Consider the following 25,067-nt stretch of genomic DNA (forward strand, 5'->3'; position numbering starts at 1 on the left):
TCGAGAACGAACCCGCCCGACGAGTCGGGGAGAGAGATGGGCTGTACGGACGACCCGGAGTACGGAAAGCCCAGGAACGTCTCCCTCGGGAGATATTTCGCATTCATATTCTACTAGGCCGCCTAACTATCGGCCAGGAAAACCCGACAATATGCGGCCGCAGAGGTGAATTATCGGACGCCGCCCAAGATCTATCGACCGCCTGGAATCTCGTTAACCTAACTAGACTGTCGGTCACCTCGCCCGGATCCGACAGGAGGCGTATGACGATCGCGACGGACGAACCCGCCACGAGCGCAGCCCGCGCCGTCGAACGACTCCGCCTGGCGGAGGCCCGGCTCTCCCGCCGTCGGCAGACCGACTGCGGCCCGAGCGAGAACGCGCGCGCGGCGATGCGACTCATCCTCGAGCGCACCGACGACGGCCATCACGTGACCCCGACCGAGATCGCCCAGGCGCTGGGCATCTCGACGGCATCCGTCACCGGGATGCTCGACCGCCTTCACGCGGGCCGGCTCATCACCTTCGTGGCGAACCCCGCGGACCGACGCAGCAAGTTCGTCGTCCCGTTCGACCGGGATCAGGATCCGGATGCCATCGACCCGGTGACCGCCCGCATCCGCGAGTTCGCCCTCGACCTCCCGGCCGACACCGCCGATCAGATCGTGTCGTTCCTCGACCGCGTCCGCGAGGTCGTCGACGCCGAGTGCGGCTGACGCCGGATCACACGACCGCCACGGCTCCGTCGGGTTCCGGTTCGATGCCGACCGCGAGGCCGTTCGGTGAACTGGCCTCGTTCATCATGTCGTCGATCCAGCGCCGATTCAGCTGGGGGGCTCGGCTGCCGTAGAAGTGGAAGACCAGCGGGATCGAGGGATGGATCCACAGACTCCGCGTACCACTGCCGTCGCCGTGGGCGTAATGGAACATGAACGGCTCCGCGCGACGCAGTTTGTTCATGAACACCAGTCGCAGATGCGACAGGGTCCGGTCTTCGATGTCGAACGAGTGCCCGAGCGTGTTGTAAACCAATTTGCCCACCGATACAGCCTATATGGGCACCAAGGTTAGCTAACGCGGCCCCGGCCGCCGAACGCTCGACTAGAGTCCTGAACGTGGTGAGAACACACCGCCCGAACCGGCCCCGCCGCCGCGTTCCCCGGGCCGTCCTGGCGATCGGCGCGGTCGTCGTGATCGCTGCGCTCATCGCGGTGATCGCCGTCGTGGGAAGTCTCGTCACCACCCTCTTCCAGACTCTGTCGGCTCGACCTCCCGCGGTCGACACGCGCATCGTGGCGCCCGACGAGTCCAAGGCCGCGCAGGCAGCGAGCGCCGCCGCCGGCAGCGCCGACGAGAACGACGCCGCCAGCTGGCTCTCGACCCAACCGACGACCTACTGGCTCACCCCCGAGATCGACCCGATCGACGAGGTCTGGGACCGCGTCGCGCACCTGGCCGCCGAGGCGCGGGATCAGGACGCCGCGCTGTCGATCGCCGTCTACGGTCTGCCCGATCGCGACTGCGGCAACCACTCCGCCGGCGGCCTCGACCCCGACGCCTATCGCGAGTGGACCGCCCGGATCGGCGATGCGCTGGGCAATGCGTCGGACATCCAGAAGATCGTCGTGCTCGAACCCGACAGCATCGCACTGTCTTCTTCTTGCGGCTCGTTCTCCGACCGGGCGTCCTACCTGCGCGGAGCCGTCGACAACATCCGCGGAACGAACACCTGGATCTACATCGACGGCGGCCACTCGGCATGGCATCCCGTCACCGAGATGGCCGATCTCCTTCGCTCGACGGGCGTGCTCTCCGACGTCCGCGGCGTGGCCCTGAACGTCTCGAACTACCAGGACACCGCCGCGGAGTTCGCCTACGCCCACGCGCTGTCCGAACAGCTCGGCGGCACTCACGCCGTCATCGACACGTCGCGCAACGGCGCGGGACCCGCGGGCGCGGAGTGGTGCAACCCCTCGGGCCGACTGGTGGGCAGCGCGGGGGGATCGTACGGCGACGACGTCGTCGACACGAACCTCTGGATCAAGCCGCCGGGCGAGAGCGACGGCGAATGCAACGGCGGCCCGGTGGCCGGAACCTGGTGGCCCGCTGCGGCCGCCGAACTGGCGCGCGAGCGGGGCTGAGGCCCGTCGCATCCCGCGCAATCGGGCCGGGACGGGCCGAATATGTGCCAGGATTGCGCTCGTCGCTCTGCGACACCGCGGCTCGGGGGAGAACGTGGGCACGCCAGCGTGCGAAGCCGGAAGAGTGGGTGACATGAGCGACAGCACTGAAATGCTGAAGACCGCGGTGATCGTCGAGGACGATCCCGATATCCGACACCTGTTGGTCGAGGTCCTCGAAGCGGCGGGTTTCTCCACCGTCTCGGTCGGCAACGGCATCGACGGCGTCCGCGCGGTGATCGCCTACCAGCCCCTCATCACCACGCTCGATGTCAACATGCCCGGCATCGACGGGTTCGAGGCCGCCCGTCGCATCCGGCAGCAGAGCGATACCTACATCATCATGCTCACTGGCCTCGAAGAAGAGGCCGACGTCGTGCTGGGCCTGGGAGCCGGAGCCGACGAGTACGTCGTGAAACCGTTCCGCCCTCGCGAGCTGCGCGCGCGGATCGAGGCGCTGCTGCGCCGCCCGCGCGGCGGCGGGCCCGCCGTGTCGTCGGCCCCGCGCCAAGACAATGTCGGGCCGTCCTTCCCCACTCCTCGCACCGAGACGCCGCCCCCCGTAGCGACCCCGAGCGCTCCCGTCGTGGTGCCCTCCTCGCAGGGCCCCGACCCCCGCTCCGCACCCGCGGGCGCCGAGATCGTCCCGCGCCCCGCCGCGGGCGCGATGGCCACGAACGACCTCACCCCCACCGGTGCCCAGTGGGTGGTCCACCGCGATCTGCAACTCGACCCCGACAGCCGCCTCGTGCGGGTGGGCGGCGACGAGCTCGAACTCACGCGCACCGAGTTCGACCTGCTCGCGACCCTCATGGAGTCCAAGCGCCGGGTGCGCAGCAAGGCCGACCTGACGCTCGTGCTCCGCGGGGAGTCCTACGTCACCAGCTACTTCGTCGGCGAGGCCGACAAGCGGGCGATCGAGGCCCACATGACGAACCTGCGACGCAAACTCGGTGACAATCCCGCGAACCCGCGGTACATCGAGACCGTACGCGGTGTCGGATACCGCCTCACGTCGGAGCTGCTCGCTCCCACCTGATTCGCGCGAACCCCGCGGACAGCACGGATGCCTCGACCCTCCCCAGGGCCGAGGCATCCGTCTTTCTGATGCATTCGGGCGATCAGACCGTGGGTCCGTCAGACCTTGAAGCCGTGGTGGCGACGGACGAGCTTGGTGAACATCATGACGGTCTGGAGCACGGTGACCACACCGACGATGGGCCAGCCGATCCAGAGGATCGAGGACTGCACCATCGGTCCGACCATGATCCAGATGACGGCGAGGGCGATGGCGACAGCCACCAGCACGACCAGCGGCGTCCAGTGGCCGAGTCCGCCACCGCGCTCGGCCTTGGCCTGCATGGCCCAGTTGTCGACCTTCTTGCGCGACAGGAATCGGGTCCAGGAGCGCACGAAGTGGCTGATGCGGATCCACATGAAGATCTCCGCCGGGAAGAAGAGGATGGCGAAGAGGATGTCCGAGCGGTCCACCGACTTGATGGTGCGTGCGATGCGCAGGTTCAGCAGCATCGCGATGACGGGCGGGATCAGCCACAGCGGCGAGAAGACGAAGGCGTTGAGGGTCAGCGAGCCGGCGAGCAGCGTGAGGAACGCCACGCGCACGAACAGGTTGGTCAGCATGCCGAAGTTCTCGAACCACCGCAGACGGAGGTTCGGGTGGAACGGCTGCCCCTTGGTGTCGCCGCGCTGGCCGGGCCACATGAGCTCGATGGCGCCGTAGGTCCACTTCACCTGCTGGGCGTCGTAGCCCGACAGCGTCGTCATGCCGCCCACGTCGGCGCGGGCGTAGGGGCTGATCTTCGTCAGGTACCCGGCGCTCTTGATCTGCAGCGAGAGGAGCGAGTCCTCGACCTCGGAGTCCTTCACCCACGGCGTGACCTGGTGATTCTGCTTCATCGCCTCGCGCAGCGCGTTGGTCGAGAAGATCGAGAACTGCCCGCCGAGCACCGCCATGTTTCGACCGCGCAGCATGTTCTGCAGGTTGAACGCGGCGAACTGCGTGCGCTGACCCGCGGTGAGGAATCGCGCCACGAGGCCCTTGATGGGCTTGTCGTCGATCGTGAAGATGGCGGAGATGCCGCCGATGCGCGAGTCGGAGACGGCCTCGGTCTCGAGATACTCGACGGCCTTCGAATCGGCGATCGTGTCGCCGTCCACACCCAGAAGGTAGTCGTATCCTTCGACCAGCGAGTACCCGTAATTCAGGGCGCCCACCTTCTTGTCGGGGTTCTTGCCGATGTCGTGCACGAACACCTCGGTGAACTGCTCGCCGAGCTCGGTGGTGATCTCGTGCGGGCCGCTGTACTCCGAGGCGATCTTGACGGTCGCGTCCGAGGTGTTGTTCACCACCACGTGGATGACGTCCGGCACGCGCGTCTGCGACAGAAGTGCCTCGATGACGTCGGCGATCGACTCTTCCTCGTTGTACGCGGGAATGACGCACCCGATGGTGGAGCGGTGCACCGTGGTGTTCTCGAGCACGGCGGAGAAGTCGTCGGCGAAGCCGTGGTTCTCCTCGACAGCCCCCGTCGTCAGCTCGCCCGCGGTGTGGGAGAACTCCCGGGAGGGGGAGGAGAAGCTGCGCGCATCGGTCATGACGGTGGTCTTCCTGTGGGAGCGGTGGCGGATCGGCCAAGACCCACTCTGGTAGGTTCGCCGCAAGACGGCCAGGACACACGTCGTTCTTCCCCGCAAGATTTGCTCAAGATTGCGCCGGCCCCCCGAAGGAGGCGAGAGTTCCGTGATCTTCCTCGCCCTCCTCGCCGCGATTCTCGCCGCGGGTCTCGCTCTCGCCACGATCGTCCTCACGCACGGTCGCGCCCGCGACGATCGCGGCGGAGCCCGGGCAGACCTCGTGCGGTACTGCAACCTGTCGGCCGTGTCGGCGCTGCTCTGCGGAGCGATGAACCTGTTCGAGGCGGCCGGAGGCGGAACCACCGCTGCAGCGGCGGGGAACGCCACGAACGTCGTGGCCGTCGGTCTGCTCTGGGCCGGGGCACGTCGATTGAACTCCCGATCGGCGATCGGTGCGATCAGCGTCGGTGCCGGGGGCATCCTGATGTTCGGACTCACGTTCCTCGTCCCCCTCGACGATGCGACGCTGGTCAAGACCGCCGGCCTCGCGGTGCTCGCCCCGCTCGGCGCCTTCGAGATGGCGCGCCGCCCGCTCGCGGACCTTTCCGGAGCGCGGTTGATGACGTGGACCCTCGGCCTGTACGGCGTCTACAACATCGCCCGGTTGGCCGTGGTGGCGGTCGCCGGCCTCGATCCCCTCCTCGGACGAGGACTCGTCTCGGCCGAGACCACGGCCGCCGTCAGCGCCGTCGCCATCGCGCTGGTCTCGCTCGCGGCCGTGCGCATCGGTCGCCACCTCGACGACGCTCCGATCCCGGGAACACGGGAGCACGATCGCGGATCACTGCGCTCCGAGGCGGCGGCGTTGCTCGCCGATGCCGCGACGGCCCAGGTCACCGTCATCCGCGTGCCCGAGCTCGACCTCATCCGCACCGCGCACAGTTCTGAGCGCGCCGAGACGATGATGCGACAGCTGCTCGACGCCGCCAACGACGCGATCCCCCGCGCCGCAACCGGCATCCCCGCGCGCGACACCGTCGTCGTCGTGGCGCCCGTGGCGTCGGACCGCGACGCGCAGGATGCCGCCGTCCGACGCGCGTTCGCCTCCCGCATGCCGGGCATCGGGTACGACGACGTCCCCGACCTGGCCTTCCAGCACGTCGTGATCACCGAGGTCGGTGAGCTCTCCCACCTGCTCGAGAGCCGCCGCCTCCGTCCTCGCTGAGCCGCTGCGCCTACCCGGCCGCCCGCGGCGGGCGCGCGGGCGGGATCAGCCCTGGCTGCCGGACTGCCCCCACCCCGGAGCGCGACCGCTGCCGGGTGCGGTGGTGGAACCCGACGAGGCCGACCCCTGCTCGCTGTCGGCGAAGATCGCGATCGGCAGGTACTGGTACACCGTCTGCTGCCCGAACGACGTCTCGGTGTTGGCCGAGCCCTCGACCGCGACGTTGAGGGCGAACTCGAGCGTGATGCCGTAGGTGTCACCGGGCAGCTGGCGGATCGAGGTGGTGGGGACCAGCAGGCCGCCCTGGAAGCTGTTGAGCAGAAGGCCGCGGTCGGAACGGAGTGTGTCCGAGGGGACGAGCGTGCGCGGGTCGGCGCTGAACTGGAACGGGCTCGACACCTGACCGCTGGTCTGCGCGGTCTGCGACGTGACCGAGAGCGATGAGACGTAGACGCGACGCTTCTGCGCGAGCACGGCCTTCTCGTCGACGCGGTGGTCGACGACGTTGACCGCGAAGCCCAACTGCTTGTCGTTGGTCGGCGTCCACTCCATCGTGCGCTTGGGGTTGACCGCCCACACGTCGAGACGCACCTCGAGGCCGTCGGCGACCTCGGTCGAGAGCGACACCGAGCCGTCGTACGTGAACTGCGAGTCGAACGGTTTGTCAGCGGACGCCGACGGCGCAGGGGTCGGGACGACGGCCGCCTGATTGCCGCCCTGCCCCGGGAAGGCACCGATGACGTCGCTGATCTGGCCGCAGCCGGTCAGCGCGACCGGCCCGGCGAAAGCCAGAACGAGGGCGAGGGCGCTCGCGCGCAGGGCGCGACGACGGAGGGGCGTGCTCACAGGTGTCTCCTGAGGTAACGGCGCAAGGCGCGCAGAGGTCGAGAATCGACCATCACGCTGCGGGATGCAGGCCTCAGGGGGAGTCTGACCGGGCACCGCGCCCCAGAAGGGCACGTGCGGCGAGCAGAGACAGGATGGCGCGCAGAAGACTACACCACTCTCTATACACTCGATCTCATGGCATCCATGAGGAGCGTGCCGCCGGCGGTTCCTCCCGTGAGCGCACAGGACGACGACGGCACCGGACCCAGCAGTTACACACGCTCCGTGTGGCTGTTGCAGCTCGTCCTCGGGGCGAGCGTGGTCATCACGGTACTGCTCGTGCAGGCCCTCGAACCGACCCTGTTCCTCCTGTGGCCGTTCTCGTCGGGCGTCGGTGTGATCATCGCCCTGACGGCCGTCGCGATCGTCGTGCCCTGGCACCGCCTCCCGCGTGCGGCGGTCGCCGCGATCCCTTTCGCCGATATCGTCGGCATCGGGTTGTTGAGCTTCGGGACCGATCTGCGGTTCGGCTTCTTCTGGGTCTTCCCGATCATCTGGATCGCCACCCACTTCAGCCTCGCGTACATGATCTCGGCGCTCGCCACGGTCGGCTTCATCATCGTGGTGGATGCCGCGGTCAACGCGGCGGGACCCGTCACCGCTCTGCGACTCATCGTCGTGCTGCTCTCGCTCACGTTCATCGCCATCACGTCGTTCCTCTCGGCCCGGCAGACGCGGGCGTTCAAGCAACTGCTCAGACGGCAGGCCAGCCGCCTGCAGGGCACCCTGCAGCGCGTGTCGGGGCAGGAGCGCCGCGTCTCGCAGATGCTGAACGGGCTCGACACCGGCATCGCCCGGCTGTCGGCCGACGGCGAGGTGCTGGCGCTGAACGACACCTACGTCGACCTGTACGGCATCGAGCGTGACGAGTCCCAGCGTCCGGGGGGAGCCGTCGAGTACGCCACTCTTCGCGGCGACCCGCTGCCCGAGGCGGAGCGCCCGTTCACCCGCGCGGCACGCGGCGAGCAGTTCGACGACGAACGCACGTGGCTCTTCGACACCCACGGCGAGTGGCACGCGCTGTCGGTGTCGACGCGGCGCCTCATCTCTTCGGACGAACCCGAGAGCACGCTGCTCATCGTGCACGACATCACGGCGCTGATCGAGTCCGAGCGCGCGCGCGAGCGTCTCGCCGCGACCGTCTCGCACGAGCTGCGCAACCCGCTCACCGCCATCATCGGTCACGCCGACCTCGCGCTGGACGACCCGGGCCTCACCCCCAAGGTGCGCGACCAGCTCGAGGTGATCGCCGGCGCCGGCGAGCGCATGCAGAAGCTGATCTCCGAGATCCTCGCGAACTCGCGCGGGGTCTTCCGCGAGCAGAACACCCCCTCGGTCGCCGACGCCACCCGCATCATCGCGTCGTCGTTGGAGTCCTTCCGACCGGCGGCGGCCTCCCGCCGCGTCAGCGTGGTCGACGACCTGCCCGAGACAGCCGCCGTCGTCGGCGACGCCTTCCGGCTGCGTCAGGCGTTCGACAACATCCTCAGCAACGCCATCAAGTACACCCCGGCCGGCGGCTCGATCCTCATCTCGGGCGAGCTCACCCCCGAGGACGTCATCCTCCGCTTCGCCGACACGGGTATCGGCATCCATCCCTCCGATCTGGCGCGTGTCTTCGACCCGTACTTCCGCGCGCAGTCCGTGCGCGAGAGCTCGACTCCGGGAACCGGGCTCGGCATGGGCATCATCCGCAGCATCATCGAAGACGAGGGCGGCTCCCTCCTCATCGAGAGCGAGCTCGGCACCGGCACCACGGTGACCGTCGTGCTGCCCGCGCACACCCCCGCCGAGTCCTCGTGATCCCCGCCGACGCCCTCTCCAACCTGGGTCTCGCCCAGGCCACCGTCGCCACGGTGGGCACCGTGATGCTCATCGGGTTGGGCTTCCTGCACCGCCCCTCGCGGTCGGCGTTGCTCTGGTCGCTGGCGTTCGTGCTGGCGATGACGAGCACCTGGGTCTCGGTAGCCGGATCGATCGTCGAAGACGAAGCGATCCGGCGCGCGGGGCTCGGACTCATGCTCGGCGCCCCCGCGCTGGTCTGGTCGGGCTTCCGAGCCCGACGCGGCGTGCGGGCCCTGCCCTGGGTCGGCGCCGCGCAGGCGGTCGCGACGGCCGCCGTATTCGTGGTGGTCCCCGATCTCTCGGCCTACGGCTTCGCCTTCCGTGTCGCGTTCCTCGGCGCCGCCGTCTTCGCGGGTCTGACGAACCTCGAGCTGCTCCGGGCGGCCGATCGGCTCGAACGCCTCGCCCTTCCTCTGGCCATCGTCTCGGCGACGTTCGTGGCGCTCGGGGCGGCGGTGATGGTCGCGGGCGTCGCCGCCCCCGCCGAGATGGGCGACCTCACGCTCCCCCGCGTCCTCAACGGTCTCGCCATGCTGGTGTACCTCGTCTGCGCGACGGTGTCCCTGCTGTACTTCACCTCGGTCTCCCCCACGGGGACCCGTTCCGCCTCGTCGTGGCCCCACTTCGTCGCCACGGCATCCGATCGCCTCGCTCGCGCACGGCGCGCTCGTGAGCAGTCGTGGGCGGTTCTCACCGTTCGTCTCGACGACCCCGCTCAGTTGCGCAGCGCCGCGGGCGAGAGCAGCTGGGGCCGGCTCGTCACGGAGTTCGAGGGGATCGTCGCCGACTCCTTCCCCGCCGAAGCCGACCTCGGCCGCGAGACACGGGGACGGGTCGTGGTGGTCCTCGCCCGCCCGGACACCGTCCTGCGGGAGCACGTCAGGGACACCCTCCGCCGCATCACCGAGGTGGACGTCTCGGGCCATATCGACGTCCAGCTCTCCGCGAGCGTGGGATGGGTCCCCGCCGAGGCGGCCGACTTCGACCTCCGCGCTCTCATCGCCGCGGCCGACGATGCCGCCGCCACGGCCACGCGTCAGGGCGGCGACCGCTGGGAGCGCGTGCGCGGCTGATCAGCTCGCGGGTGTGGCCTGGCCGCCCCCGGCGATCGCGACGGTCAGGGTGTCGGTCGCGGTCTGCTTCGCGAACTCGCTCGAGTTCGGGGTGGTCTGAACGAGGAACTCGAAGGTGAACTGAAGGGTGACAAACGTGGAGTCATCGGGGACCTCGCCGACGTTGAAGGTCTGCGAGTAGCTGTACGGGGCGAGCACCAGATACCCCGGCGCATCCGTCTGATCGCTCTGAGCCGTCAGGGGGGCGAACGACTGCGAGGCGTTGCCGGGAACCGCGGTCATGGTCGCGCGCTGCAGGTACACCTTCTGACCGTCGTCGGGCGTCACCGTTGTCACCATCGAGATGCTGACGGGTTTGAGAGCGGTCGGCGTCCAGCGGTCCATCGACAGCGTGGACCAGTAGTCGACCGTTGCGCCGACTGCTCCCGCGGTCAGCGTCCTCTTGGTGGAGCCGCTCGAGAGATCGTTGCGCACCGGTTGCGGTGCGGCGCTGTTCGCCGCGGTGGGAGACGCCGACGACGACGCCTGCGCGCCGCCCTGGGCCCACGGAGGGGCTCCGCACCCGGTCAACGCCACGAGCGTCGCCCCCATCAGGGTCACCCCGATGATCGCCTTGCTTCTGCGCGCTGCGAGCCTCATGTACTCTCCCCCGGATCCTCTGCCCAGTGTAAGACGCCCGCGGCGACCCGGTCGCGCCACCACCGAAGGCCCCGTCTAGGGTGTTCGCGTGATCGACACCCCTCGCCGTCCGGCCGACGTGGCCGCACGCGTCTTCTCGTGGACCGTGGCGCTGCTCCTGGTCACGGGCCTCGGCGGCGCCACGTGGATCGGGGTGCGAGCGGGGCTGGCCGCCGACCACCTTCGCTCCGCGCAGGCGACGGTCGCCGCCGCCACCGCGGTCGACGATCCCTCGGCCGCGATGGCGTCCCTCGCCACGATCGGCGACGACACCGCGGCGGCCGCGGCCCTCACGGGCGATCCGGTCTGGCGGGCGGCCACCCACCTGCCGTGGGTCGGCCCTCAGCTCGCCGCCGTCTCACGCTCCGCGGCGGCCCTGGACGACGTCGCCGCGCACGCCTTCGCCCCGCTGGCCGCGTCGGCGTCCGACCTGAGCCCGGCGGCGCTGACCCCCGTCGACGGCACCATCGACGTCGCGCGGATCGCCGCCGTCGAACCCACCGCCGCCCTCGCGGCGGCGGCGCTGCGTCGCGCGGCCGATGACCTGTCCGGAATCGATCGGGCACCCCTTCTCGGCGATCTCGCCCGCACCGTCGAACAGTCGACGGCCCTGCTGATCCGCGCCGCCGACAGCGCCGATGCGCTGCACCGGGCGACCGAGATCGTGCCGACCATGTTCGGCGCCGACGGACCGCGCTCGTACCTGGTGCTCTTCCAGAACAACGCCGAGTGGCGCTCCCTCGGCGGTGTCGTGGGCGCCGTGGCCCAGGTCGACACGGCGGGCGGCCGCATCTCGCTCGTGTCGCAGGCGTCGTCGAGCGACTTCACCGACGTCGCCGAGGCGGGTCCCGTCCTCCCCCTCACCGACGAAGACCGCGCGCTCTTCGACACGCGCCCGGCCCGTTTCGTGCAGAACGCGACGCAGATCCCCGATTTCTCCGTCGGCGCGCCCCTGGCGCGCGAGATGTGGCGGCGCCTGCACGGCGTCTCGGTCGACGGGGTGGTCACGCTCGACCCGGTCACGCTGTCGTACCTGCTGCGCGCCACCGGTCCGGTCGCACTGCCCTCGGGCGAGGAGTTGACCGCCGACAACGCGGTCTCGCTGCTGCTCGACGAGGTCTACCGCCGCTACGACGATCCCGACGTGCAAGACGCCTTCTTCCAGAGCGCCGCGACGGCGGTGTTCCAGTCGCTCGCCGCAGGGCGCGCCGATCCGACGGCTCTCATCTCGGCGGTGACGCGAGCGGGTGAGGAGCGACGCCTGCTGGTGTGGAACGCGGATGCCGAGACCCAGGCCATTCTCTACGGCACCCCGTTGCAGGGTGCGCTGCCCGCCACCGACGCGACGCGCAGCATGTTCGGGGTGTACCTGAACGACGGCACGGGCTCGAAGATGGACTACTACCTGCGCCCCGAGGTCGAGACGGCCTGGTGCGGCCCCGACCGCGCGTCGCTGCACGTCGAGCTGCGCAGCGACGCACCCGACCCCGCGTCGCTCCCGGCCTACGTCACCGGAGGCGGCGAGTACGGCGTACCCGTCGGCGACGCCCTGACGGGGGTCTACGTCTACCTCCCCGAGGGGGCGCGGCTCCTCGATCGTCAGACCGGCGGCGACACCGCCGTCACTCCCGGTTTCGCCGGGGGGACCGCGCACGGGCGGGAGGTCGTGAAGTGGTCGGTGACCCTCTCACCCGGGCAGCGCGCGCAGCTGGATCTCGAGGTGCAGCTCCCCCGCACCGCCGAGCTCGGCGCTCACGCGACCCCGACGCGCGATCCGTCGGAGATCCCGCGCGGGGGCGAGTGCCGTTTCCCGCGAGGCTGAGTCCGCCCGACGCCCGGGTGAAGTCGGGCACGGCGAGACGTGAAACCTGGCGCAGCGCGGGGGTTCGCGCGCGACGGTTCCCCGAGACTCTGACGAGGAGTCGCCTTCCCTCATCTCAGGGGAGCGAGCACCACTTCGAACTCAGCACACCGGCTCGACTACGCCAAGCAGATGGGGCACATCATGAAGACCACGATCATCCGGGCCGTCGCCGCCCTCTCACTCGCCGCGGCCGCTTTGATGGCGCCGACGGCCGCCAACGCGTACACCGACCCCGCCGCCGTCTCGGTGTCGCCGTCGACGGTCGTCCCGGGCGGGTCCGCGACGTTCACCACCTCGACGGCCCCCTTCCAGACCGACGAGCAGGTGGCGATCTCGATCACGGGAGCCAACGCGAGCGCCGTCACGCTCGGGTCGGTCGCGGTGCAGACGAACAACTCACTGAGCACGACCGCCGCGTTCGGAAAGCTCAACGTCGCGATCAAGCTCCCCTCGAACGCGACGGGCACGTACTACCTCACCTTCACCGGCCTCTCGAGCAAGGTCGTGCTGCACTCGAGCGTCGTCGTCACCGCGCCCACCTCCGACAACACCTCGAAGGGCGGGCTCGCCGTCACGGGCTTCGACGCGAACAGCACCACGGGCTTCTGGGTCGCCGGCGCAGCGCTGGTCGCTGCCGGTGGCGCCGTCGCCGTGGGCGCCGCGGTACGCCGTCGCCGTCAGGCGGCCTCCGCCTGAGTCACCGCCGCGAACGCGGAGGGGGCCGTCTTCGGGCGGCCCCCTTCAGCGTTGTCCGTCCGTGTGGGCCTCGAGGCTCGCCGGACGGGAGTTCGTCACCTCGGCGGTGATGAGGATGGGCAAGTGGTCGCTCAGGCCCTGCGGCAGCGTCTTGATGTGCGCGATGTCGAAGCCGATCGACGTCGCGAAGTCGTAGTGCCCGCGGAAGAAGCGGTACCGGGTGTACGTGCGGGTGTCGCTGAGGGTCAGTTCATACCCCTGGTCGCGCACCTTCTGCCCCAGGTTCTCTTTGAAGACCGGGTAGTTGTAGTCCCCCACCATGAGGGCGGGAAGACCCGGTCCGAGGTTCTGCAGTTCGGTGAGAGCGGTGCGGATCTGGTGGCGCCGCAACGAGTTCAGCGCCGTCAGCGGAGCCGCGTGGAACGAGGCCACGATGATGTCGCGACCGCTGTCGATGTCGCGCAGTCGCACGCCCAGCATGCGCTCCTCGGCCGGCTTCAGCACGTAGTCGTGCAGGGACTTCTTCAGGCTGATCGCCCGGACGTCCTCGGCGCGGTAGGCGTTCTCGCGGTAGTACAGCGCGAGCCCGAGCCTGTTGCGCTGCGTCGCGTCGGCGAGCCGAAGCCCACCGATGTGCTCCGGGATGTCTGTGCTGTCGCACTCTTGCAGGCACAGCACGTCGACCTCGTGCTTCTCGACGAGAGCGACGAGTTCACCGGCGGCCCGGTGCTTGTTGAGGTTGTACGAGATGACCTTCATGGCGATCACAGCATACGACCGCGCGATCTGCGCCGGCGGTGGGGTTGCACCCGTTCCGCCCGAGGGGATCAGGATGTCGCGTCACTCGTCGTCGCGCCGCCGACGGGTCTGCTCCGCGCGGGCGGCGAGCAGGTCGTCGGCCGGGTATCCGACCTCGGCCAGCACCAATCCTCGGGCCGCCAGCACCTTCGTCTCCGGGATGCGCATCCTCGCGTCACGGATGGCGACGACATCGTCGACCTCGATACGCCCCTCGCCCACCGCCACGCACGCACCGACCAACGCGCGCACCATGCTGTGGCAGAACGCGTCGGCGCGCACGTTCGCCACGAGCACGCCGTCGTCGGCACGGCGCCAGTCGTACTCCAGCAAGGTGCGGATCGTCGTCGCCTCTTCTCGCGCTTTGCAGTACGCCGCGAAGTCGTGCAGGCCGATCAACCGCTGAGCCGCGGCATCCATCGCCGCGAGGTCGAGGGTGCTGCGCACCGCGGTCGTGCGAAGGCGATCGAGGGGGTCGTAGCCCGTCGTGGCGTCGGCGAGGCGGTACGAGTAGCGCCTCCAGACCGCCGAGAATCGCGCGTCGAAGCCCTCGGGCGCCACGCTCGTCGAGCGCACCGTCACGTCGGCATACGAGCCCAGAACGCCGCGCAGACGGCCCGCCAGGGCCGCCACGGCATCCGCTTCGTCGTTGTCACGCCGCCGGCGCGGAAGGCGCGCGATCTGCCCCGCATCGAGGTCGATGTGCGCGACCTGCCCCGAGGCGTGCACACCCGCGTCGGTGCGGCCGGCGACGACGAGGCGCGGGTCTCCGCCGAGAATGCGCTCGAGCGCCTCTTCGATCTCCCCCTGCACCGTCCGCAGACCCGGCTGACGCGCCCATCCGCGGAAATTCGTTCCGTCGTAGGCGATGTCGAGACGAATGCGCACCCGATCAGCCTACGCGGGGTGATCTCCCGCCCCTCCCCCGCGCACCCTGCCCGAAGGGCCCCGGTGAGACGACGATGCCCCCACCCGGAAGGGTGGGGGCATCGTACCGAGAGGGAGAACTCAGGCCTTGGTGTCGTCCTGGACGGCGTCCTCGGCTGCGGCCTCGGCCGCTGCGCCCTCTTCGTGCGACTCGGCGCCGGCGTCGGCGGCCTCGTCGGTGGTGGATTCTTCGGCGGGGGCCTCGTCAGCGACGGGCTCCTCGGCGACCGGGGCTGCGGCGGCGGGAGCCGCGGCGGCCTTGTTCGACGCCTTCTTCGCGACGGGCTCGAGGACGAGCTCGATCACGGCCATGGGGGCGTTGTCGCCCTTGCGGTTTCCGACCTTCGTGATGCGGGTGTAGCCACCCTCACGGTCGGCGACCAGCGGCGCGATCTCGGTGAAGAGGGTGTGCACGACACCCTTGTCACCGATCACGGACAGCACGCGACGACGAGCGTGCAGGTCGCCGCGCTTGGCGAAGGTGATCAGTCGCTCGGCGAGCGGACGAAGACGCTTGGCCTTGGTCTCGGTCGTCTTGATCGACTTGTGCGTGTACAGCGCTGCGGCGAGGTTCGCGAGAAGCAGACGCTCGTGGGCCGGGCCGCCTCCGAGGCGGGGACCCTTCGTGGGCTTAGGCATGTCGTATTACTCCAGTAGAAGGTTCGGTCGGGTCCGACAGGGTCAGACGGTTTCTTCGTCGTAGCCGCTGTAGAACTGGGCGCCGTCGAAACCGGGCACCGAGTCCTTGAGCGACAGTCCGAGCGAGGTGAGCTTGTCGCGCACCTCGTCGACCGACTTCTGACCGAAGTTGCGGATGTTCATCAGCTGCGTCTCCGAAAGGGCGACCAGCTCCGAAACGGTGTTGATGCCCTCACGCTTGAGGCAGTTGTACGAGCGCACCGACAGATCGAGGTCCTCGATCGGCATCGACAGCTCGTTCGAGAGAACGGTCTCGACAGGGGCGGGTCCGATCTCGATACCCTCGGCCTCGACGTTCAGCTCGCGGGCGAGGCCGAACAGCTCGGTGAGGGTGCGACCGGCAGACGCCACGGCGTCGCGCGGCGCGATGGACGCCTTCGACTCGACGTCGAGGACGAGCTTGTCGAAGTCGGTACGCTCTCCGGCGCGCGTGGCGTCGACGCGGTAGCTGACCTTGAGCACCGGCGAGTAGATCGAGTCGATCGGGATCTGACCGGCCTCGGCGTACTCGTTGCGGTTCTGCGTGGCCGAGACGTAGCCGCGGCCGCGCTCGATGGTGAGCTCGAGCTCGAACTTGGCCGTGTCGTTCAACGTGGCGATGACCAGCTCGGGGTTGTGCACCTCGACACCCGCCGGGGCGGAGATGTCGGCGGCGGTGACCTCGCCCGAACCCGTCTTGCGCAGGTACGCCGTGATGGGCTCGTCGCGCTCGCTCGAAACGACGAGCTGCTTGATGTTCAGGATGATCTCGGTGACGTCTTCCTTCACGCCCGGGATGGTGCTGAACTCGTGCAGAACGCCGTCGATGCGGATGCTCGTGACGGCCGCGCCGGGGATCGACGACAGGAGGCTGCGACGCAGCGCGTTGCCGATCGTGTAACCGAAACCGGGCTCCAGCGGCTCGATGATGAAACGGCTGCGGAACTCCCCGATCTTCTCCTCGGTCAGAGTGGGACGCTGTGCGATGAGCACTATGTGTTCCTTTCGATCACGTGCCCGCTATATGACACGTGTAATGGGGTGAGGTGTTGAGTTGTACTCGCGGGATGCCGAGTCACCTGAGCGATGCGCCGAGGGTGAGCCGCGGCATCCGGAAGTCTGAGTCGCGCGTAAGCGCGGCGTTCCCGGGGAGCGACGAGCACTCCCCGGGAACGGACGCGTCAGACGCGGCGGCGCTTGGGCGGACGGCAGCCGTTGTGAGCCTGGGGCGTCACGTCCTGGATCGAGCCGACCTCGAGGCCGGCGGCCGTGAGCGAACGGATCGCGGTCTCACGACCCGAACCCGGTCCCTTCACGAAGACGTCGACCTTCTTGACGCCGTGCTCCTGCGCCTGGCGAGCGGCCGACTCCGCGGCCATGCCGGCGGCGTACGGCGTCGACTTGCGCGAGCCCTTGAACCCGACACCGCCGGACGAAGCCCAGCTGATGACGGCACCCGAGGGGTCGGTGATCGAAACGATGGTGTTGTTGAACGTCGACTTGATGTGGGCCTGACCCACGGCGATGTTCTTCTTCTCCTTGCGGCGCGGCTTGCGCGCTGCAGACTTGGCCTGTGCCATGTGCGGTTCTCCTGAATCCTGCGCCGGCGGAGGCCTAGCGCGCCTTCTTCTTGCCGGCGACGGTGCGCTTGGGTCCCTTGCGGGTGCGAGCGTTCGTCTTCGTACGCTGACCGCGCACCGGGAGGCCGCGGCGGTGGCGGATGCCCTCGTAGGAACCGATCTCGACCTTGCGGCGGATGTCGGCGGCGACCTCGCGACGGAGGTCACCCTCCACCTTGTAGGTGCCTTCGATGTAGTCGCGAAGCGCGACCAACTGGTCGTCGGTGAGGTCCTTCACGCGGATGTCGTGGCTGATATCCGTTGCCGTGAGAATCTCGACGGAGCGGGTGCGACCCACGCCGTAGATGTAAGTAAGTGCGATCACCACGCGCTTGTCGCGCGGGATGTCGACGCCGGCGAGACGTGCCATGCGGCTCTCCTCAGAGTGTCGTGGAGGTGTGAAGCAGGATCGGTGCTCGGGCCTCCGACCCGAGGTGTCCCCCACCCGCTGACGCGGACGAGATCTGATCCTGCCGATGTGTATTCAGTTGAAAAGTGTCGAGCTCTGAGCGAACTCAGCCCTGGCGCTGCTTGTGACGCGGGTTGCTCTTGCAGATCACCATCACGCGCCCGTGACGACGGATCACCTTGCAGTGATCGCAGATGGGCTTGACGGAGGGATTGACCTTCATGATGTTCCTGTTTCGCTGTCTTCGATCCGCGGATGCGGATCGTTACTTCTCAGCCGGGCTCAGCGGTAGCGGTAGACGATACGACCACGAGTGAGGTCGTACGGGCTCAGCTCGACGACGACGCGGTCCTCGGGGATGATACGGATGTAGTTCTGTCGCATCTTGCCCGAGATGGTCGCGAGCACTTTGTGCCCGTTCGTCAACTCGACACGGAACATCGCGTTGGGCAGTGCTTCGGACACCGTGCCCTCGATCTCGATGACACCGTCTTTCTTCGCCATATACTCGCTCACGCTCTGGACAGACCGGCTGGTCTGCGGTGGATGGGGATTCGGTGCTTCGACACGCCAATGAAGGCGCAACGCACCAAAGATCAAGCATACGTGGTATCACGTGACCCGGCAACTCGCCGGGGCCGCGCTCACCCGTTGAGGCGCGCGACGATGTCCTTCTGCGGATCGCCCGACAGATCGGTCTGGTTGGTCAGGACCGTGCCGTCGACCGCGATGGTCGGGGTCGAGATTCCGGCCGCGCCCTGCTGAAGGGGCGTCTCGCGCGTCATCGCGGTGACGAACCTCGTGTAGGTGCCATCCGAGATGCAGGAGGCAACGGCATCCGATGCTCCGGCCGTCGTCGCGATCGAGGTGAGGGTGGCGTCGTCGAGACCGGCCGTCCCCTCCGAGGGCTGCTGCGCATACAGGGCCTTCACGAAGGCCGGCACGTTCGCGGCGTCGTCGACGGCCACGCAGTACGCGGCCGACGCCGCCCGAGTCGAGTACTGCGTTCCCTGCGACTGCCGGTCGAGGATCGAGATCGGGTGGATGTTCAGCGTGATCTCACCGCTCTCCACGAGCTGGTCGAGAGTGGGCCCGTAGCTCTGCTCGAACTGGTTGCAGATGGGGCACATGAAGTCGACGTAGGTGTCGACCGTCTTGGGGCCCGAGCCGACGGCGATGGCGCCCGTGTCGGTGTTCACCGCCGACGCCTGCGGCAGCGTGCCGGCCGAGGTCGCCTGACTGTTGGCGAACCACACCACCCCGCCCACGATGAGCACGACCACGAGCGCGGCGGCGGTGACGCCGATCGCGAACCAGTTCGTGGACTTGCGTACAGCCGCCATCATCATCAATCGATCTCCTTCGGCACCACACCGAACGGCGCCAGTTTTTCGGCACCGCCGTCATGTGCGGTGAGAACCCAGATGCCCCCATCATGCACGGCGACACTATGTTCCCAGTGGGAGCCGGCCGTGCCGTCGACGGTCGAGACGGTCCACCCGTCGTCTTCGGTGAAGGTCTGCTGGTCGCCGATGACGACCATGGGCTCGATCGCCACCGCGAGACCGGGGCGCACCACGGGTCCGCGATCCGCCACGGCGTAGTTGAAGATGCTCGGCGACTCGTGCATCTTGCGTCCGATGCCGTGCCCGACGTAGTCGCGCAGAATGCCGTACCCGCCGTCGGGCGCGTTGTCGTCGATGTACTGCTCGATCGCCGCGCCCACCTCGCCGAGGTGGGAAGCCCGGCTGAGCGCCGCGATTCCGGCCCACAACGACCCCTCGGTCACCTCGGACAGACGGCGACGCGGTGCGACGACCTCTTCGGGGGCATCCCCGGGCACGATCACGGTGAACGCCGAGTCGCCGTTCCACCCGCGGAACTGCGCTCCGGCATCGATCGAGAGGATGTCGCCCGCCTGCAGCGGCCGGTCGTTCGGGATGCCGTGCACGACCTCCTGGTTCACCGAGGCGCAGATCGTGTGACGGTAGCCGCGCACCATCTGGAAGTTCGATTCCGCTCCGCGCGATGTGATCACGCGCGATGCCTCGGCGTCGAGCTCGAGGGTCGTCACCCCGGGCGCGACCCGTGCGCGCACGGCATCCAGAGCATCAGCCGTGATGAGACCCGGCTCGATCATCGACCGCAGCTGGGCGGGCTTCTTGTAGATGGAGGAACGCAGCGCCACGTCAGACAGCCGACAAGGCGATTCCGCGCGCCTCGAGGGCGGCGAAGATGCGTGCCGTGACCTCGTCGAGCCCGCCGACACCGTCGATCTCGTCGACGATGCCGCGCGTGCCGTAGACGTCGAGGATGGGCGCGGTCTCGCGCTCGTAGATGCCCAGACGCGTGGCGATGGCCTCTTCGGTGTCGTCGGCACGGCCCTGCTCGGCCGCACGGGCCGTCAAGCGCGCGAGCGACTCGTCGCGGGGCACCACGAGGGCGATGACCGCGTCGAGACGTTCGTCGCGTCCGCCCAGGAACTCGTCGAGGTGCATGACCTGGGCGAGGTTCCGCGGATACCCGTCGAGGAGGAAGCCCTCGGCGGCGTCGGCCTGCGAGAGGCGGTCGCGCACGACCGCGCTCGTCAGTTCATCGGGGACGAGGTCTCCCCCGTCGATGATCGACTTCACCTGCAGACCGAGGTCTGTTCCCTCGGCGACGTTCGAACGGAAGACGTCGCCCGTCGAGACGACCGGGATGCCGAGGGCGTCGCCGACGCGGACGCCCTGCGTTCCCTTGCCCGAGCCCTGGGGCCCCACGATCAGAAGACGCGCGGTCATCGCAGCAGCCCTTCGTAGTGACGCTGCTGGAGTTGCGCGTCGATCTGCTTCACCGTCTCGAGACCGACACCCACGATGATGAGGATCGATGCTCCGCCGAACGGGAAGTTCTGGTTCGCCCCGACCGTCGCCAGCGCCACGAGCGGCAGCAGGGCGATCAGACCGAGGTAGATGGATCCCGGCAGGGTGATGCGCGTCAGCACGTAGTCGAGGTACTCGGCCGTCGGACGACCCGCACGGATGCCGGGGATGAACCCGCCGTACTTCTTCATGTTGTCGGCGACATCGACCGGGTTGAAGGTGATGGCCACGTAGAAGTACGTGAAGCCGACGATCAGCAGGAAGTACACGAGCATGTAGAGCGGGTGGTCACCGCGCGTGAGGTACTGCGAGATCCAGGTCACCCAACCGGCCGGCTCCTGGCCCGCCTGCGGCTGGTTGAACTGCGCGATGAGGGCGGGGATGTACAGCAGCGACGAGGCGAAGATGACGGGCACGACGCCGGCCATGTTCACCTTGATCGGGATGTAGGTGTTCGTGCCGCCGTAGGTGCGACGCCCGACCATGCGCTTCGCGTACTGCACGGGGATGCGGCGCTGGGACTGCTCGACGAAGACGACCAGCGCGACGATCACGATGCTCACGGCGAGGACGAGGAGGAAGACCTCCACGCCGCGCGAGGTGAGGATCGACAGCATGGCGCCGGGGAACGTCGCCGCGATCGAGGTGAAGATCAGGATCGACATGCCGTTGCCGACACCGCGCTCGGTGACCAGCTCGGCGAACCACATGACCAGGCCGGTGCCGGCGGTCAGGGTGATGATCATGAGCAGCTGCGCCCACCAGATGTCGTTGGTGAGCAGCTGCTGGCACTCGGGGATGCCGGCCGAGCCGAACAGCTGTCCCGAGCGGGCAACGGTGACGAGGGTCGTCGACTGCAGGAGAGCGAGAGCGATCGTCAGGTAGCGCGTGTACTGGGTGAGCTTGGCCTGCCCCGCCTGGCCCTCTTTGTAGAGGGTCTCGAAGTGCGGGATCACGACGCGCAGGAGCTGCACGATGATGGTGGCCGTGATGTAGGGCATGACGCCGAGCGCGAAGATCGACAGCTGCAGCAGAGCGCCGCCCGAGAAGAGGTTGACCAGCGACAGCAGCCCCTCGGTGCCGCCCGACTGGTTCAGACACTGCTGGACGTTGGGGAAGTCGACGAAGGGCGTGGGGACGTGGGCACCCAGCCGGTAGATGGCGATGATGCCCAGCGTGAAGGCGATCTTCCGCCTCAGGTCGGGCGTGCGGAAAACCCGCGCGATGGCGCTGAACAAGGGGATTCCTCCAGAACGATCTCGGCACGCCGCAGGGCGCACACCAAATCAGACTAACCCAGAAGGGGCCGACGGCCGTAAGGCCGCCGGCCCCTCAGGGGTCGTGCGTCAGTTGACGGAACCGCCGGCGGCGACGATCTTCTGCTCAGCGGAGCCGGAGACCTTGTCGACCGAGACGGTCAGCGCGACCGAGATGTCGCCGGTGCCGAGCACCTTGACCTTCTCGTTCTTGCGGACGGCACCCTTGGCCACGAGGCCGGCGACGGTCACGTCGCCACCCTGCGGGTAGAGCTCGGCGAGCTTGTCCAGGTTCACGACCTGGTACTCGACGCGGAACGGGTTCTTGAAGCCACGGAGCTTCGGGGTGCGCATGTGCAGCGGCATCTGCCCACCCTCGAAGCCGACCCGGACCTGGTAGCGGGCCTTGGTTCCCTTGGTACCGCGACCGGCGGTCTTACCCTTCGAGCCCTCACCGCGACCCACGCGGGTCTTGGCCTTGTGGGCTCCCGGGACGGGACGCAGGTGGTGGACCTTCAGCACGCCGGGGCGCGCCGCGGGGGCTTCCTTCTTCTCAGCCGTCTTACGGGCCGAGGCCTTCTTCGGGGCGGCGACCGTTGCGGTCTCGTCCTTCTTGTCAGCCATTAGTCGATCTCCTCAACCTTGACGAGGTGGGCGACGGTCTTGACGTAACCGCGCGTCTGCGCGTCGTCGGGACGGACGACCGAGTCGCCGATCCGCTTGAGACCGAGCGAACGCAGCGTGTCACGCTGGTTCTGCTTCTCGCTCACCTTGGACTTGATCTGCGTGACCTTCAGACGCTCGGCCATCAGGCACCTACCTTCTGGGCGGCGGCCTCGGCGCGCACGAGGCGGGCCGGGGCGACCTGGTCGAACTCCAGGCCACGGCGGGCTGCCACGGCGCGGGGCTCTTCGAGCTGCTTCAGGGCTGCGACGGTCGCGTGCACGATGTTGATCGTGTTCGACGAGCCGAGCGACTTCGACAGGACATCGTGGATGCCGGCGCACTCGAGGACGGCGCGGACGGGACCACCGGCGATAACACCGGTACCGGCAGCGGCGGGGCGCAGCAGCACCACACCGGCGGCAGCCTCACCCTGGACGGGGTGGGGAATGGTCGAACCCGAACGCGGAACGCGGAAGAAGTTGCGCTTGGCCTCTTCGACACCCTTGGAGATGGCGAGGGGGACTTCGCGGGCCTTGCCGTAACCGACACCCACGACACCGTTGCCGTCACCCACGACGACGAGCGCCGTGAAGCTGAAGCGACGACCACCCTTGACCACCTTCGAGACGCGGTTGATCGTCACGACGCGCTCGAGGAACTGGCTCTCGTTGCGGTCGCGCGAACCACGGTCGCGCTGGTTGGTGTTGCGCTCGCGACCACCGCGACGCGGCTCGCGCTCACGCTCGGCGGGGGCCGTGGCCGCAGCCGCACCCTCTACCGGTGCAGTCTGCTCGGTCACTTCGGTCTCCTTGTTGTCACTCACAGGTTCAGCCCTCCTTCGCGAGCTCCGTCGGCGATCGCGGCGACACGGCCGGCGTAGCGGTTACCGCCACGGTCGAACACGACGTCGGCGACGCCCACGGCCTTGGCACGCTCGGCGACGAGCTCGCCGACCTTGCGGGCCTTGGCGGTCTTGTCACCGTCGAAGCCGCGCAGGTCGGTCTCGAGGGTGGAGGCAGAGGCCACGGTGTGGCCCTTGCTGTCGTCCACGACCTGGACGAACACGTGGCGCGCCGAGCGCGTCACGACGAGACGGGGACGCAGCTCGGTGCCGACGACCTTCTTGCGAAGGCGCGCGTGGCGACGGGCACGGGCGACGGACTTTGTCTTGACAGCCATGGCTACTTACCACTCTTTCCGGCCTTGCGGCGCACAACCTCGCCCGCGTACCGCACACCCTTGCCCTTGTACGGCTCGGGCTTGCGGATCTTGCGGATGTTGGCGGCGGCCTCGCCGACGGCCTGCTTGTCGATGCCGCTCACGGTGACCTTGTTGTTGCCTTCGACCGTGAGGGTGATACCTGCGGGCGGCTCGATCAGGACGGGGTGCGAGAAGCCGAGGGCGAACTCGATCGAGCTGCCCTTCTGCGCCACGCGGTAACCCGTACCGACAACCTCGAGGCCCTTGGTGTAGCCCTGGGTGACACCGATGATGTTGTTGTTGATGAGCGTGCGGGTCAGGCCGTGGAGCGACCGCGACTCGCGCTCATCGTCGGGGCGGGTGACGAGAACCTGGTTCTCTTCGACCGACACCTCGAGGGGCTGGGCAATGGTGAGCTCGAGCTCGCCCTTGGGGCCCTTGACGGCGACCTCCCGGCCGTTCACCGAAACGGTGACGCCAGCGGGGATGTCGATGGGAAGACGTCCGATACGCGACATTCTCAGATCACCACACGTAGGCGAGGACTTCCCCGCCGACGCCCTTCTGCTCGGCCTGACGGTCGGTGAGGAGACCGGAGGAGGTGGACAGGATGGCGACGCCGAGCCCGCCGAGGACCGTGGGGACCTCGGTCGACTTCGCGTACACGCGGAGGCCGGGCTTGGAGACGCGCTTGATGCCGGCGATCGACCGCTCGCGGTTCGGGCCGTACTTCAGCGTCATGTTGAGGGTCTGGCCGACACGGGCGTCTTCGACGGTCCAGTCGGCGATGTAACCCTCCTGCTTGAGGATCTGGGCGATGTTCGTCTTCAGCTTCGAGTTCGGCATCGACACGGAGTCGTGGTGAGCCGAGTTCGCGTTGCGCAGACGGGTCAGCATGTCTGCGACCGGGTCTGTCATCGTCATGTGTTGCTTCTTTCGTTCATGAGGTTTCGACTGCCGTTACGCGACAGCCGACCTTCGATGAGGGGCCCCCGGAAACCCGGGGGCCCGAGTTCAGGCCTGAGCGTCGGCCGACTGGAAGGGGAAGCCGAGCTGACGCAGCAGCGAGCGGCCTTCCTCGTCCGTCTTCGCGGTGGTGACGATGGTGATGTCGAATCCACGCACGCGGTCGATGCGGTCCTGATCGATCTCGTGGAACACGGACTGCTCCTGGAGACCGAAGGTGTAGTTGCCGTTGCCGTCGAACTGCTTGGCCGAGAGACCGCGGAAGTCGCGGATACGGGGCAGAGCGAGGTTGACGAGACGGTCCACGAACTCCCACGCGCGGTCACCGCGGAGGGTGACGTGCGCGCCGATCGCCTGACCCTCACGCAGCTTGAACTGCGCGATGGACTTGCGAGCCTTGGTGACGACGGGCTTCTGGCCGGTGATCTTGGTGAGGTCGTCGACCGCACCATCGATCACCTTGCTGTCGCGAGCGGCCTCGCCGACACCGGTGTTCACGACGACCTTGACCAGTCCGGGGATCTGCATGACGTTCGGGTAACCGAACTCCTCCTGCAGAGCCTTCTTGATCTCGGCGTTGTACTTCTGCTTCAGGCGGGGCTGGATCTTGCCAGTCTCCGCGGCAGTCACGGTGCTCATG

Annotated in this window: 31 protein-coding genes; 8 read left to right on the forward strand and 23 right to left on the reverse strand. The window is 68.3% G+C overall.

The window, feature by feature from the left end; translation table 11 throughout:
• Positions 1 to 263 precede the first annotated feature (263 nt).
• Complete coding sequence (locus IFU40_RS15625) at positions 264 to 716, forward strand: MarR family winged helix-turn-helix transcriptional regulator (RefSeq protein ID WP_055833777.1); 453 nt, start codon at positions 264 to 266, stop codon at positions 714 to 716.
• A gap of 7 nt (positions 717 to 723) precedes the next feature.
• Here the strand turns inward: IFU40_RS15625 and IFU40_RS15630 are convergent, their stop codons facing one another.
• Entirely contained in the window at positions 724 to 1,041 is a 318-nt protein-coding gene (locus IFU40_RS15630) for a DUF7882 family protein (protein WP_055833774.1), read from the reverse strand.
• Positions 1,042 to 1,115: 74 nt separating this feature from the next.
• Here IFU40_RS15630 and IFU40_RS15635 point away from each other — a divergent pair, with 74 nt between their 5' ends.
• The gene (locus IFU40_RS15635; RefSeq protein ID WP_235560518.1) at positions 1,116 to 2,141 is read left to right on the forward strand and encodes a glycoside hydrolase family 6 protein; all 1,026 of its coding nucleotides are present in this window, start codon (positions 1,116 to 1,118) and stop codon (positions 2,139 to 2,141) included.
• A gap of 133 nt (positions 2,142 to 2,274) precedes the next feature.
• A complete protein-coding gene (locus IFU40_RS15640; protein WP_181015995.1) occupies positions 2,275 to 3,219 on the forward strand; it encodes a response regulator transcription factor in 945 nt (314 codons plus the stop codon).
• 98 nt (positions 3,220 to 3,317) lie between these two features.
• On the opposite strand, the gene IFU40_RS15645 is transcribed toward IFU40_RS15640, so the two are convergent.
• Positions 3,318 to 4,796 carry a glycosyltransferase family 2 protein gene (locus IFU40_RS15645; RefSeq protein ID WP_055833768.1) on the reverse strand — a complete coding sequence of 493 codons (1,479 nt, stop codon included), beginning with the start codon at positions 4,794 to 4,796 and terminating at the stop codon, positions 3,318 to 3,320.
• A 145-nt stretch (positions 4,797 to 4,941) separates the two neighbouring features.
• Here IFU40_RS15645 and IFU40_RS15650 point away from each other — a divergent pair, with 145 nt between their 5' ends.
• Positions 4,942 to 6,000, forward strand: a complete 1,059-nt coding sequence (locus IFU40_RS15650; protein ID WP_191926928.1) for a hypothetical protein — start codon at positions 4,942 to 4,944, stop codon at positions 5,998 to 6,000.
• 45 nt (positions 6,001 to 6,045) lie between these two features.
• On the opposite strand, the gene IFU40_RS15655 is transcribed toward IFU40_RS15650, so the two are convergent.
• Positions 6,046 to 6,846 carry a fructose 1,6-bisphosphatase gene (locus tag IFU40_RS15655; RefSeq protein WP_070408566.1) on the reverse strand — a complete coding sequence of 267 codons (801 nt, stop codon included), beginning with the start codon at positions 6,844 to 6,846 and terminating at the stop codon, positions 6,046 to 6,048.
• A gap of 177 nt (positions 6,847 to 7,023) precedes the next feature.
• Between IFU40_RS15655 and IFU40_RS15660 the strand changes: the two genes are divergently transcribed.
• Entirely contained in the window at positions 7,024 to 8,691 is a 1,668-nt protein-coding gene (locus IFU40_RS15660; RefSeq protein WP_156459377.1) for a sensor histidine kinase, read from the forward strand.
• Entirely contained in the window at positions 8,688 to 9,806 is a 1,119-nt protein-coding gene (locus tag IFU40_RS15665; RefSeq protein ID WP_055833757.1) for a diguanylate cyclase, read from the forward strand. The genes IFU40_RS15660 and IFU40_RS15665 overlap by 4 nt, the downstream gene beginning before the upstream one ends.
• Here IFU40_RS15665 and IFU40_RS15670 read toward each other — a convergent pair whose 3' ends face one another.
• Positions 9,807 to 10,445, reverse strand: a complete 639-nt coding sequence (locus IFU40_RS15670) for a hypothetical protein (RefSeq protein ID WP_055833754.1) — start codon at positions 10,443 to 10,445, stop codon at positions 9,807 to 9,809.
• Between the two features lie 88 nt (positions 10,446 to 10,533).
• On the opposite strand from IFU40_RS15670, the gene IFU40_RS17275 reads away from it, so the two are divergent.
• Together IFU40_RS17275 and IFU40_RS15680 are read left to right on the forward strand one after the other, a co-directional pair.
• Positions 10,534 to 12,306, forward strand: a complete 1,773-nt coding sequence (locus IFU40_RS17275) for a DUF4012 domain-containing protein (RefSeq protein WP_191926929.1) — start codon at positions 10,534 to 10,536, stop codon at positions 12,304 to 12,306.
• Positions 12,307 to 12,489: 183 nt separating this feature from the next.
• A complete protein-coding gene (locus tag IFU40_RS15680; RefSeq protein WP_191926930.1) occupies positions 12,490 to 13,044 on the forward strand; it encodes a hypothetical protein in 555 nt (184 codons plus the stop codon).
• A gap of 45 nt (positions 13,045 to 13,089) precedes the next feature.
• On the opposite strand, the gene IFU40_RS15685 is transcribed toward IFU40_RS15680, so the two are convergent.
• From IFU40_RS15685 to rplE, 19 genes are all read right to left on the reverse strand, one after another.
• A complete protein-coding gene (locus IFU40_RS15685; protein ID WP_191926931.1) occupies positions 13,090 to 13,803 on the reverse strand; it encodes an endonuclease/exonuclease/phosphatase family protein in 714 nt (237 codons plus the stop codon).
• Between the two features lie 81 nt (positions 13,804 to 13,884).
• Positions 13,885 to 14,730: a tRNA pseudouridine(38-40) synthase TruA gene (gene truA, locus IFU40_RS15690; protein ID WP_191926932.1), complete on the reverse strand. Its 846-nt coding sequence runs from the start codon at positions 14,728 to 14,730 to the stop codon at positions 13,885 to 13,887.
• A 120-nt stretch (positions 14,731 to 14,850) separates the two neighbouring features.
• Positions 14,851 to 15,408, reverse strand: a complete 558-nt coding sequence (gene rplQ / locus IFU40_RS15695) for a 50S ribosomal protein L17 (protein ID WP_191926933.1) — start codon at positions 15,406 to 15,408, stop codon at positions 14,851 to 14,853.
• 42 nt (positions 15,409 to 15,450) lie between these two features.
• Positions 15,451 to 16,440: a DNA-directed RNA polymerase subunit alpha gene (locus tag IFU40_RS15700; RefSeq protein ID WP_055833740.1), complete on the reverse strand. Its 990-nt coding sequence runs from the start codon at positions 16,438 to 16,440 to the stop codon at positions 15,451 to 15,453.
• A gap of 188 nt (positions 16,441 to 16,628) precedes the next feature.
• A complete protein-coding gene (rpsK, locus tag IFU40_RS15705; RefSeq protein WP_013583990.1) occupies positions 16,629 to 17,027 on the reverse strand; it encodes a 30S ribosomal protein S11 in 399 nt (132 codons plus the stop codon).
• Positions 17,028 to 17,061: 34 nt separating this feature from the next.
• Positions 17,062 to 17,436, reverse strand: coding sequence for a 30S ribosomal protein S13 (gene rpsM / locus IFU40_RS15710; RefSeq protein ID WP_055833737.1), 375 nt, complete (start codon positions 17,434 to 17,436; stop codon positions 17,062 to 17,064).
• Between the two features lie 145 nt (positions 17,437 to 17,581).
• Positions 17,582 to 17,698, reverse strand: coding sequence for a 50S ribosomal protein L36 (rpmJ, locus tag IFU40_RS15715; RefSeq protein ID WP_005050492.1), 117 nt, complete (start codon positions 17,696 to 17,698; stop codon positions 17,582 to 17,584).
• Between the two features lie 59 nt (positions 17,699 to 17,757).
• Positions 17,758 to 17,979, reverse strand: coding sequence for a translation initiation factor IF-1 (gene infA, locus IFU40_RS15720; RefSeq protein ID WP_013583992.1), 222 nt, complete (start codon positions 17,977 to 17,979; stop codon positions 17,758 to 17,760).
• Between the two features lie 140 nt (positions 17,980 to 18,119).
• Positions 18,120 to 18,824 carry a DsbA family protein gene (locus IFU40_RS15725; RefSeq protein WP_191926934.1) on the reverse strand — a complete coding sequence of 235 codons (705 nt, stop codon included), beginning with the start codon at positions 18,822 to 18,824 and terminating at the stop codon, positions 18,120 to 18,122.
• Complete coding sequence (gene map, locus IFU40_RS15730) at positions 18,824 to 19,663, reverse strand: type I methionyl aminopeptidase (RefSeq protein WP_191926935.1); 840 nt, start codon at positions 19,661 to 19,663, stop codon at positions 18,824 to 18,826. The genes IFU40_RS15725 and map overlap by 1 nt, the downstream gene beginning before the upstream one ends.
• 1 nt (position 19,664) lies before the next feature.
• Positions 19,665 to 20,258: an adenylate kinase gene (locus tag IFU40_RS15735; RefSeq protein ID WP_055833731.1), complete on the reverse strand. Its 594-nt coding sequence runs from the start codon at positions 20,256 to 20,258 to the stop codon at positions 19,665 to 19,667.
• Entirely contained in the window at positions 20,255 to 21,577 is a 1,323-nt protein-coding gene (gene secY / locus IFU40_RS15740; protein WP_055833728.1) for a preprotein translocase subunit SecY, read from the reverse strand. Before secY ends, IFU40_RS15735 begins: the two co-directional genes overlap by 4 nt.
• 108 nt (positions 21,578 to 21,685) lie before the next feature.
• On the reverse strand, positions 21,686 to 22,219 hold the full coding sequence (rplO, locus tag IFU40_RS15745) for a 50S ribosomal protein L15 (RefSeq protein ID WP_070408570.1): 534 nt from the start codon (positions 22,217 to 22,219) through the stop codon (positions 21,686 to 21,688).
• On the reverse strand, positions 22,219 to 22,404 hold the full coding sequence (rpmD, locus tag IFU40_RS15750; protein WP_013583998.1) for a 50S ribosomal protein L30: 186 nt from the start codon (positions 22,402 to 22,404) through the stop codon (positions 22,219 to 22,221). The genes rplO and rpmD overlap by 1 nt, the downstream gene beginning before the upstream one ends.
• Positions 22,404 to 23,084 carry a 30S ribosomal protein S5 gene (gene rpsE, locus IFU40_RS15755; RefSeq protein WP_070408571.1) on the reverse strand — a complete coding sequence of 227 codons (681 nt, stop codon included), beginning with the start codon at positions 23,082 to 23,084 and terminating at the stop codon, positions 22,404 to 22,406. The genes rpmD and rpsE overlap by 1 nt, the downstream gene beginning before the upstream one ends.
• A complete protein-coding gene (rplR, locus tag IFU40_RS15760) occupies positions 23,081 to 23,440 on the reverse strand; it encodes a 50S ribosomal protein L18 (RefSeq protein WP_055833725.1) in 360 nt (119 codons plus the stop codon). The genes rpsE and rplR overlap by 4 nt, the downstream gene beginning before the upstream one ends.
• A 2-nt stretch (positions 23,441 to 23,442) precedes the next feature.
• On the reverse strand, positions 23,443 to 23,979 hold the full coding sequence (rplF, locus tag IFU40_RS15765; protein WP_055833722.1) for a 50S ribosomal protein L6: 537 nt from the start codon (positions 23,977 to 23,979) through the stop codon (positions 23,443 to 23,445).
• A 7-nt stretch (positions 23,980 to 23,986) separates the two neighbouring features.
• Positions 23,987 to 24,385, reverse strand: coding sequence for a 30S ribosomal protein S8 (gene rpsH, locus IFU40_RS15770; protein WP_055833719.1), 399 nt, complete (start codon positions 24,383 to 24,385; stop codon positions 23,987 to 23,989).
• 90 nt (positions 24,386 to 24,475) lie between these two features.
• A complete protein-coding gene (rplE, locus tag IFU40_RS15775; RefSeq protein ID WP_055833716.1) occupies positions 24,476 to 25,066 on the reverse strand; it encodes a 50S ribosomal protein L5 in 591 nt (196 codons plus the stop codon).
• Position 25,067 lies beyond the last annotated feature (1 nt).

The sequence above is a fragment of the Microbacterium sp. CFBP 13617 genome (genome assembly GCF_014839445.1).
GTDB lineage: Bacteria > Actinomycetota > Actinomycetes > Actinomycetales > Microbacteriaceae > Microbacterium.

Bases quoted from the DNA above. Each gene is read 5' to 3' on its own strand.
- rpsM (WP_055833737.1), bottom strand. From the start codon at position 17,436: ATGGCACGTCTCGCCGGCGTCGACATCCCGCGCGACAAGCGCGTGGTG.
- IFU40_RS15640 (WP_181015995.1), top strand. From the start codon at position 2,275: ATGAGCGACAGCACTGAAATGCTGAAGACCGCGGTGATCGTCGAGGAC.
- IFU40_RS15670 (WP_055833754.1), bottom strand. From the start codon at position 10,445: ATGAGGCTCGCAGCGCGCAGAAGCAAGGCGATCATCGGGGTGACCCTG.
- rplF (WP_055833722.1), bottom strand. From the start codon at position 23,979: ATGTCGCGTATCGGACGTCTTCCCATCGACATCCCCGCTGGCGTCACC.
- rplE (WP_055833716.1), bottom strand. From the start codon at position 25,066: ATGAGCACCGTGACTGCCGCGGAGACTGGCAAGATCCAGCCCCGCCTG.
- IFU40_RS15660 (WP_156459377.1), top strand. From the start codon at position 7,024: ATGGCATCCATGAGGAGCGTGCCGCCGGCGGTTCCTCCCGTGAGCGCA.
- rpsH (WP_055833719.1), bottom strand. From the start codon at position 24,385: ATGACGATGACAGACCCGGTCGCAGACATGCTGACCCGTCTGCGCAAC.
- IFU40_RS15735 (WP_055833731.1), bottom strand. From the start codon at position 20,258: ATGACCGCGCGTCTTCTGATCGTGGGGCCCCAGGGCTCGGGCAAGGGA.
- rplQ (WP_191926933.1), bottom strand. From the start codon at position 15,408: ATGCCTAAGCCCACGAAGGGTCCCCGCCTCGGAGGCGGCCCGGCCCAC.
- rplO (WP_070408570.1), bottom strand. From the start codon at position 22,219: ATGGCTGACAAGAAGGACGAGACCGCAACGGTCGCCGCCCCGAAGAAG.
- rpsK (WP_013583990.1), bottom strand. From the start codon at position 17,027: ATGGCACAGGCCAAGTCTGCAGCGCGCAAGCCGCGCCGCAAGGAGAAG.
- IFU40_RS15725 (WP_191926934.1), bottom strand. From the start codon at position 18,824: ATGATGATGGCGGCTGTACGCAAGTCCACGAACTGGTTCGCGATCGGC.
- IFU40_RS15680 (WP_191926930.1), top strand. From the start codon at position 12,490: ATGAAGACCACGATCATCCGGGCCGTCGCCGCCCTCTCACTCGCCGCG.
- IFU40_RS15645 (WP_055833768.1), bottom strand. From the start codon at position 4,796: ATGACCGATGCGCGCAGCTTCTCCTCCCCCTCCCGGGAGTTCTCCCAC.
- rplR (WP_055833725.1), bottom strand. From the start codon at position 23,440: ATGGCTGTCAAGACAAAGTCCGTCGCCCGTGCCCGTCGCCACGCGCGC.
- IFU40_RS15685 (WP_191926931.1), bottom strand. From the start codon at position 13,803: ATGAAGGTCATCTCGTACAACCTCAACAAGCACCGGGCCGCCGGTGAA.
- rpmJ (WP_005050492.1), bottom strand. From the start codon at position 17,698: ATGAAGGTCAATCCCTCCGTCAAGCCCATCTGCGATCACTGCAAGGTG.
- rpmD (WP_013583998.1), bottom strand. From the start codon at position 22,404: ATGGCCGAGCGTCTGAAGGTCACGCAGATCAAGTCCAAGGTGAGCGAG.
- infA (WP_013583992.1), bottom strand. From the start codon at position 17,979: ATGGCGAAGAAAGACGGTGTCATCGAGATCGAGGGCACGGTGTCCGAA.
- IFU40_RS15625 (WP_055833777.1), top strand. From the start codon at position 264: ATGACGATCGCGACGGACGAACCCGCCACGAGCGCAGCCCGCGCCGTC.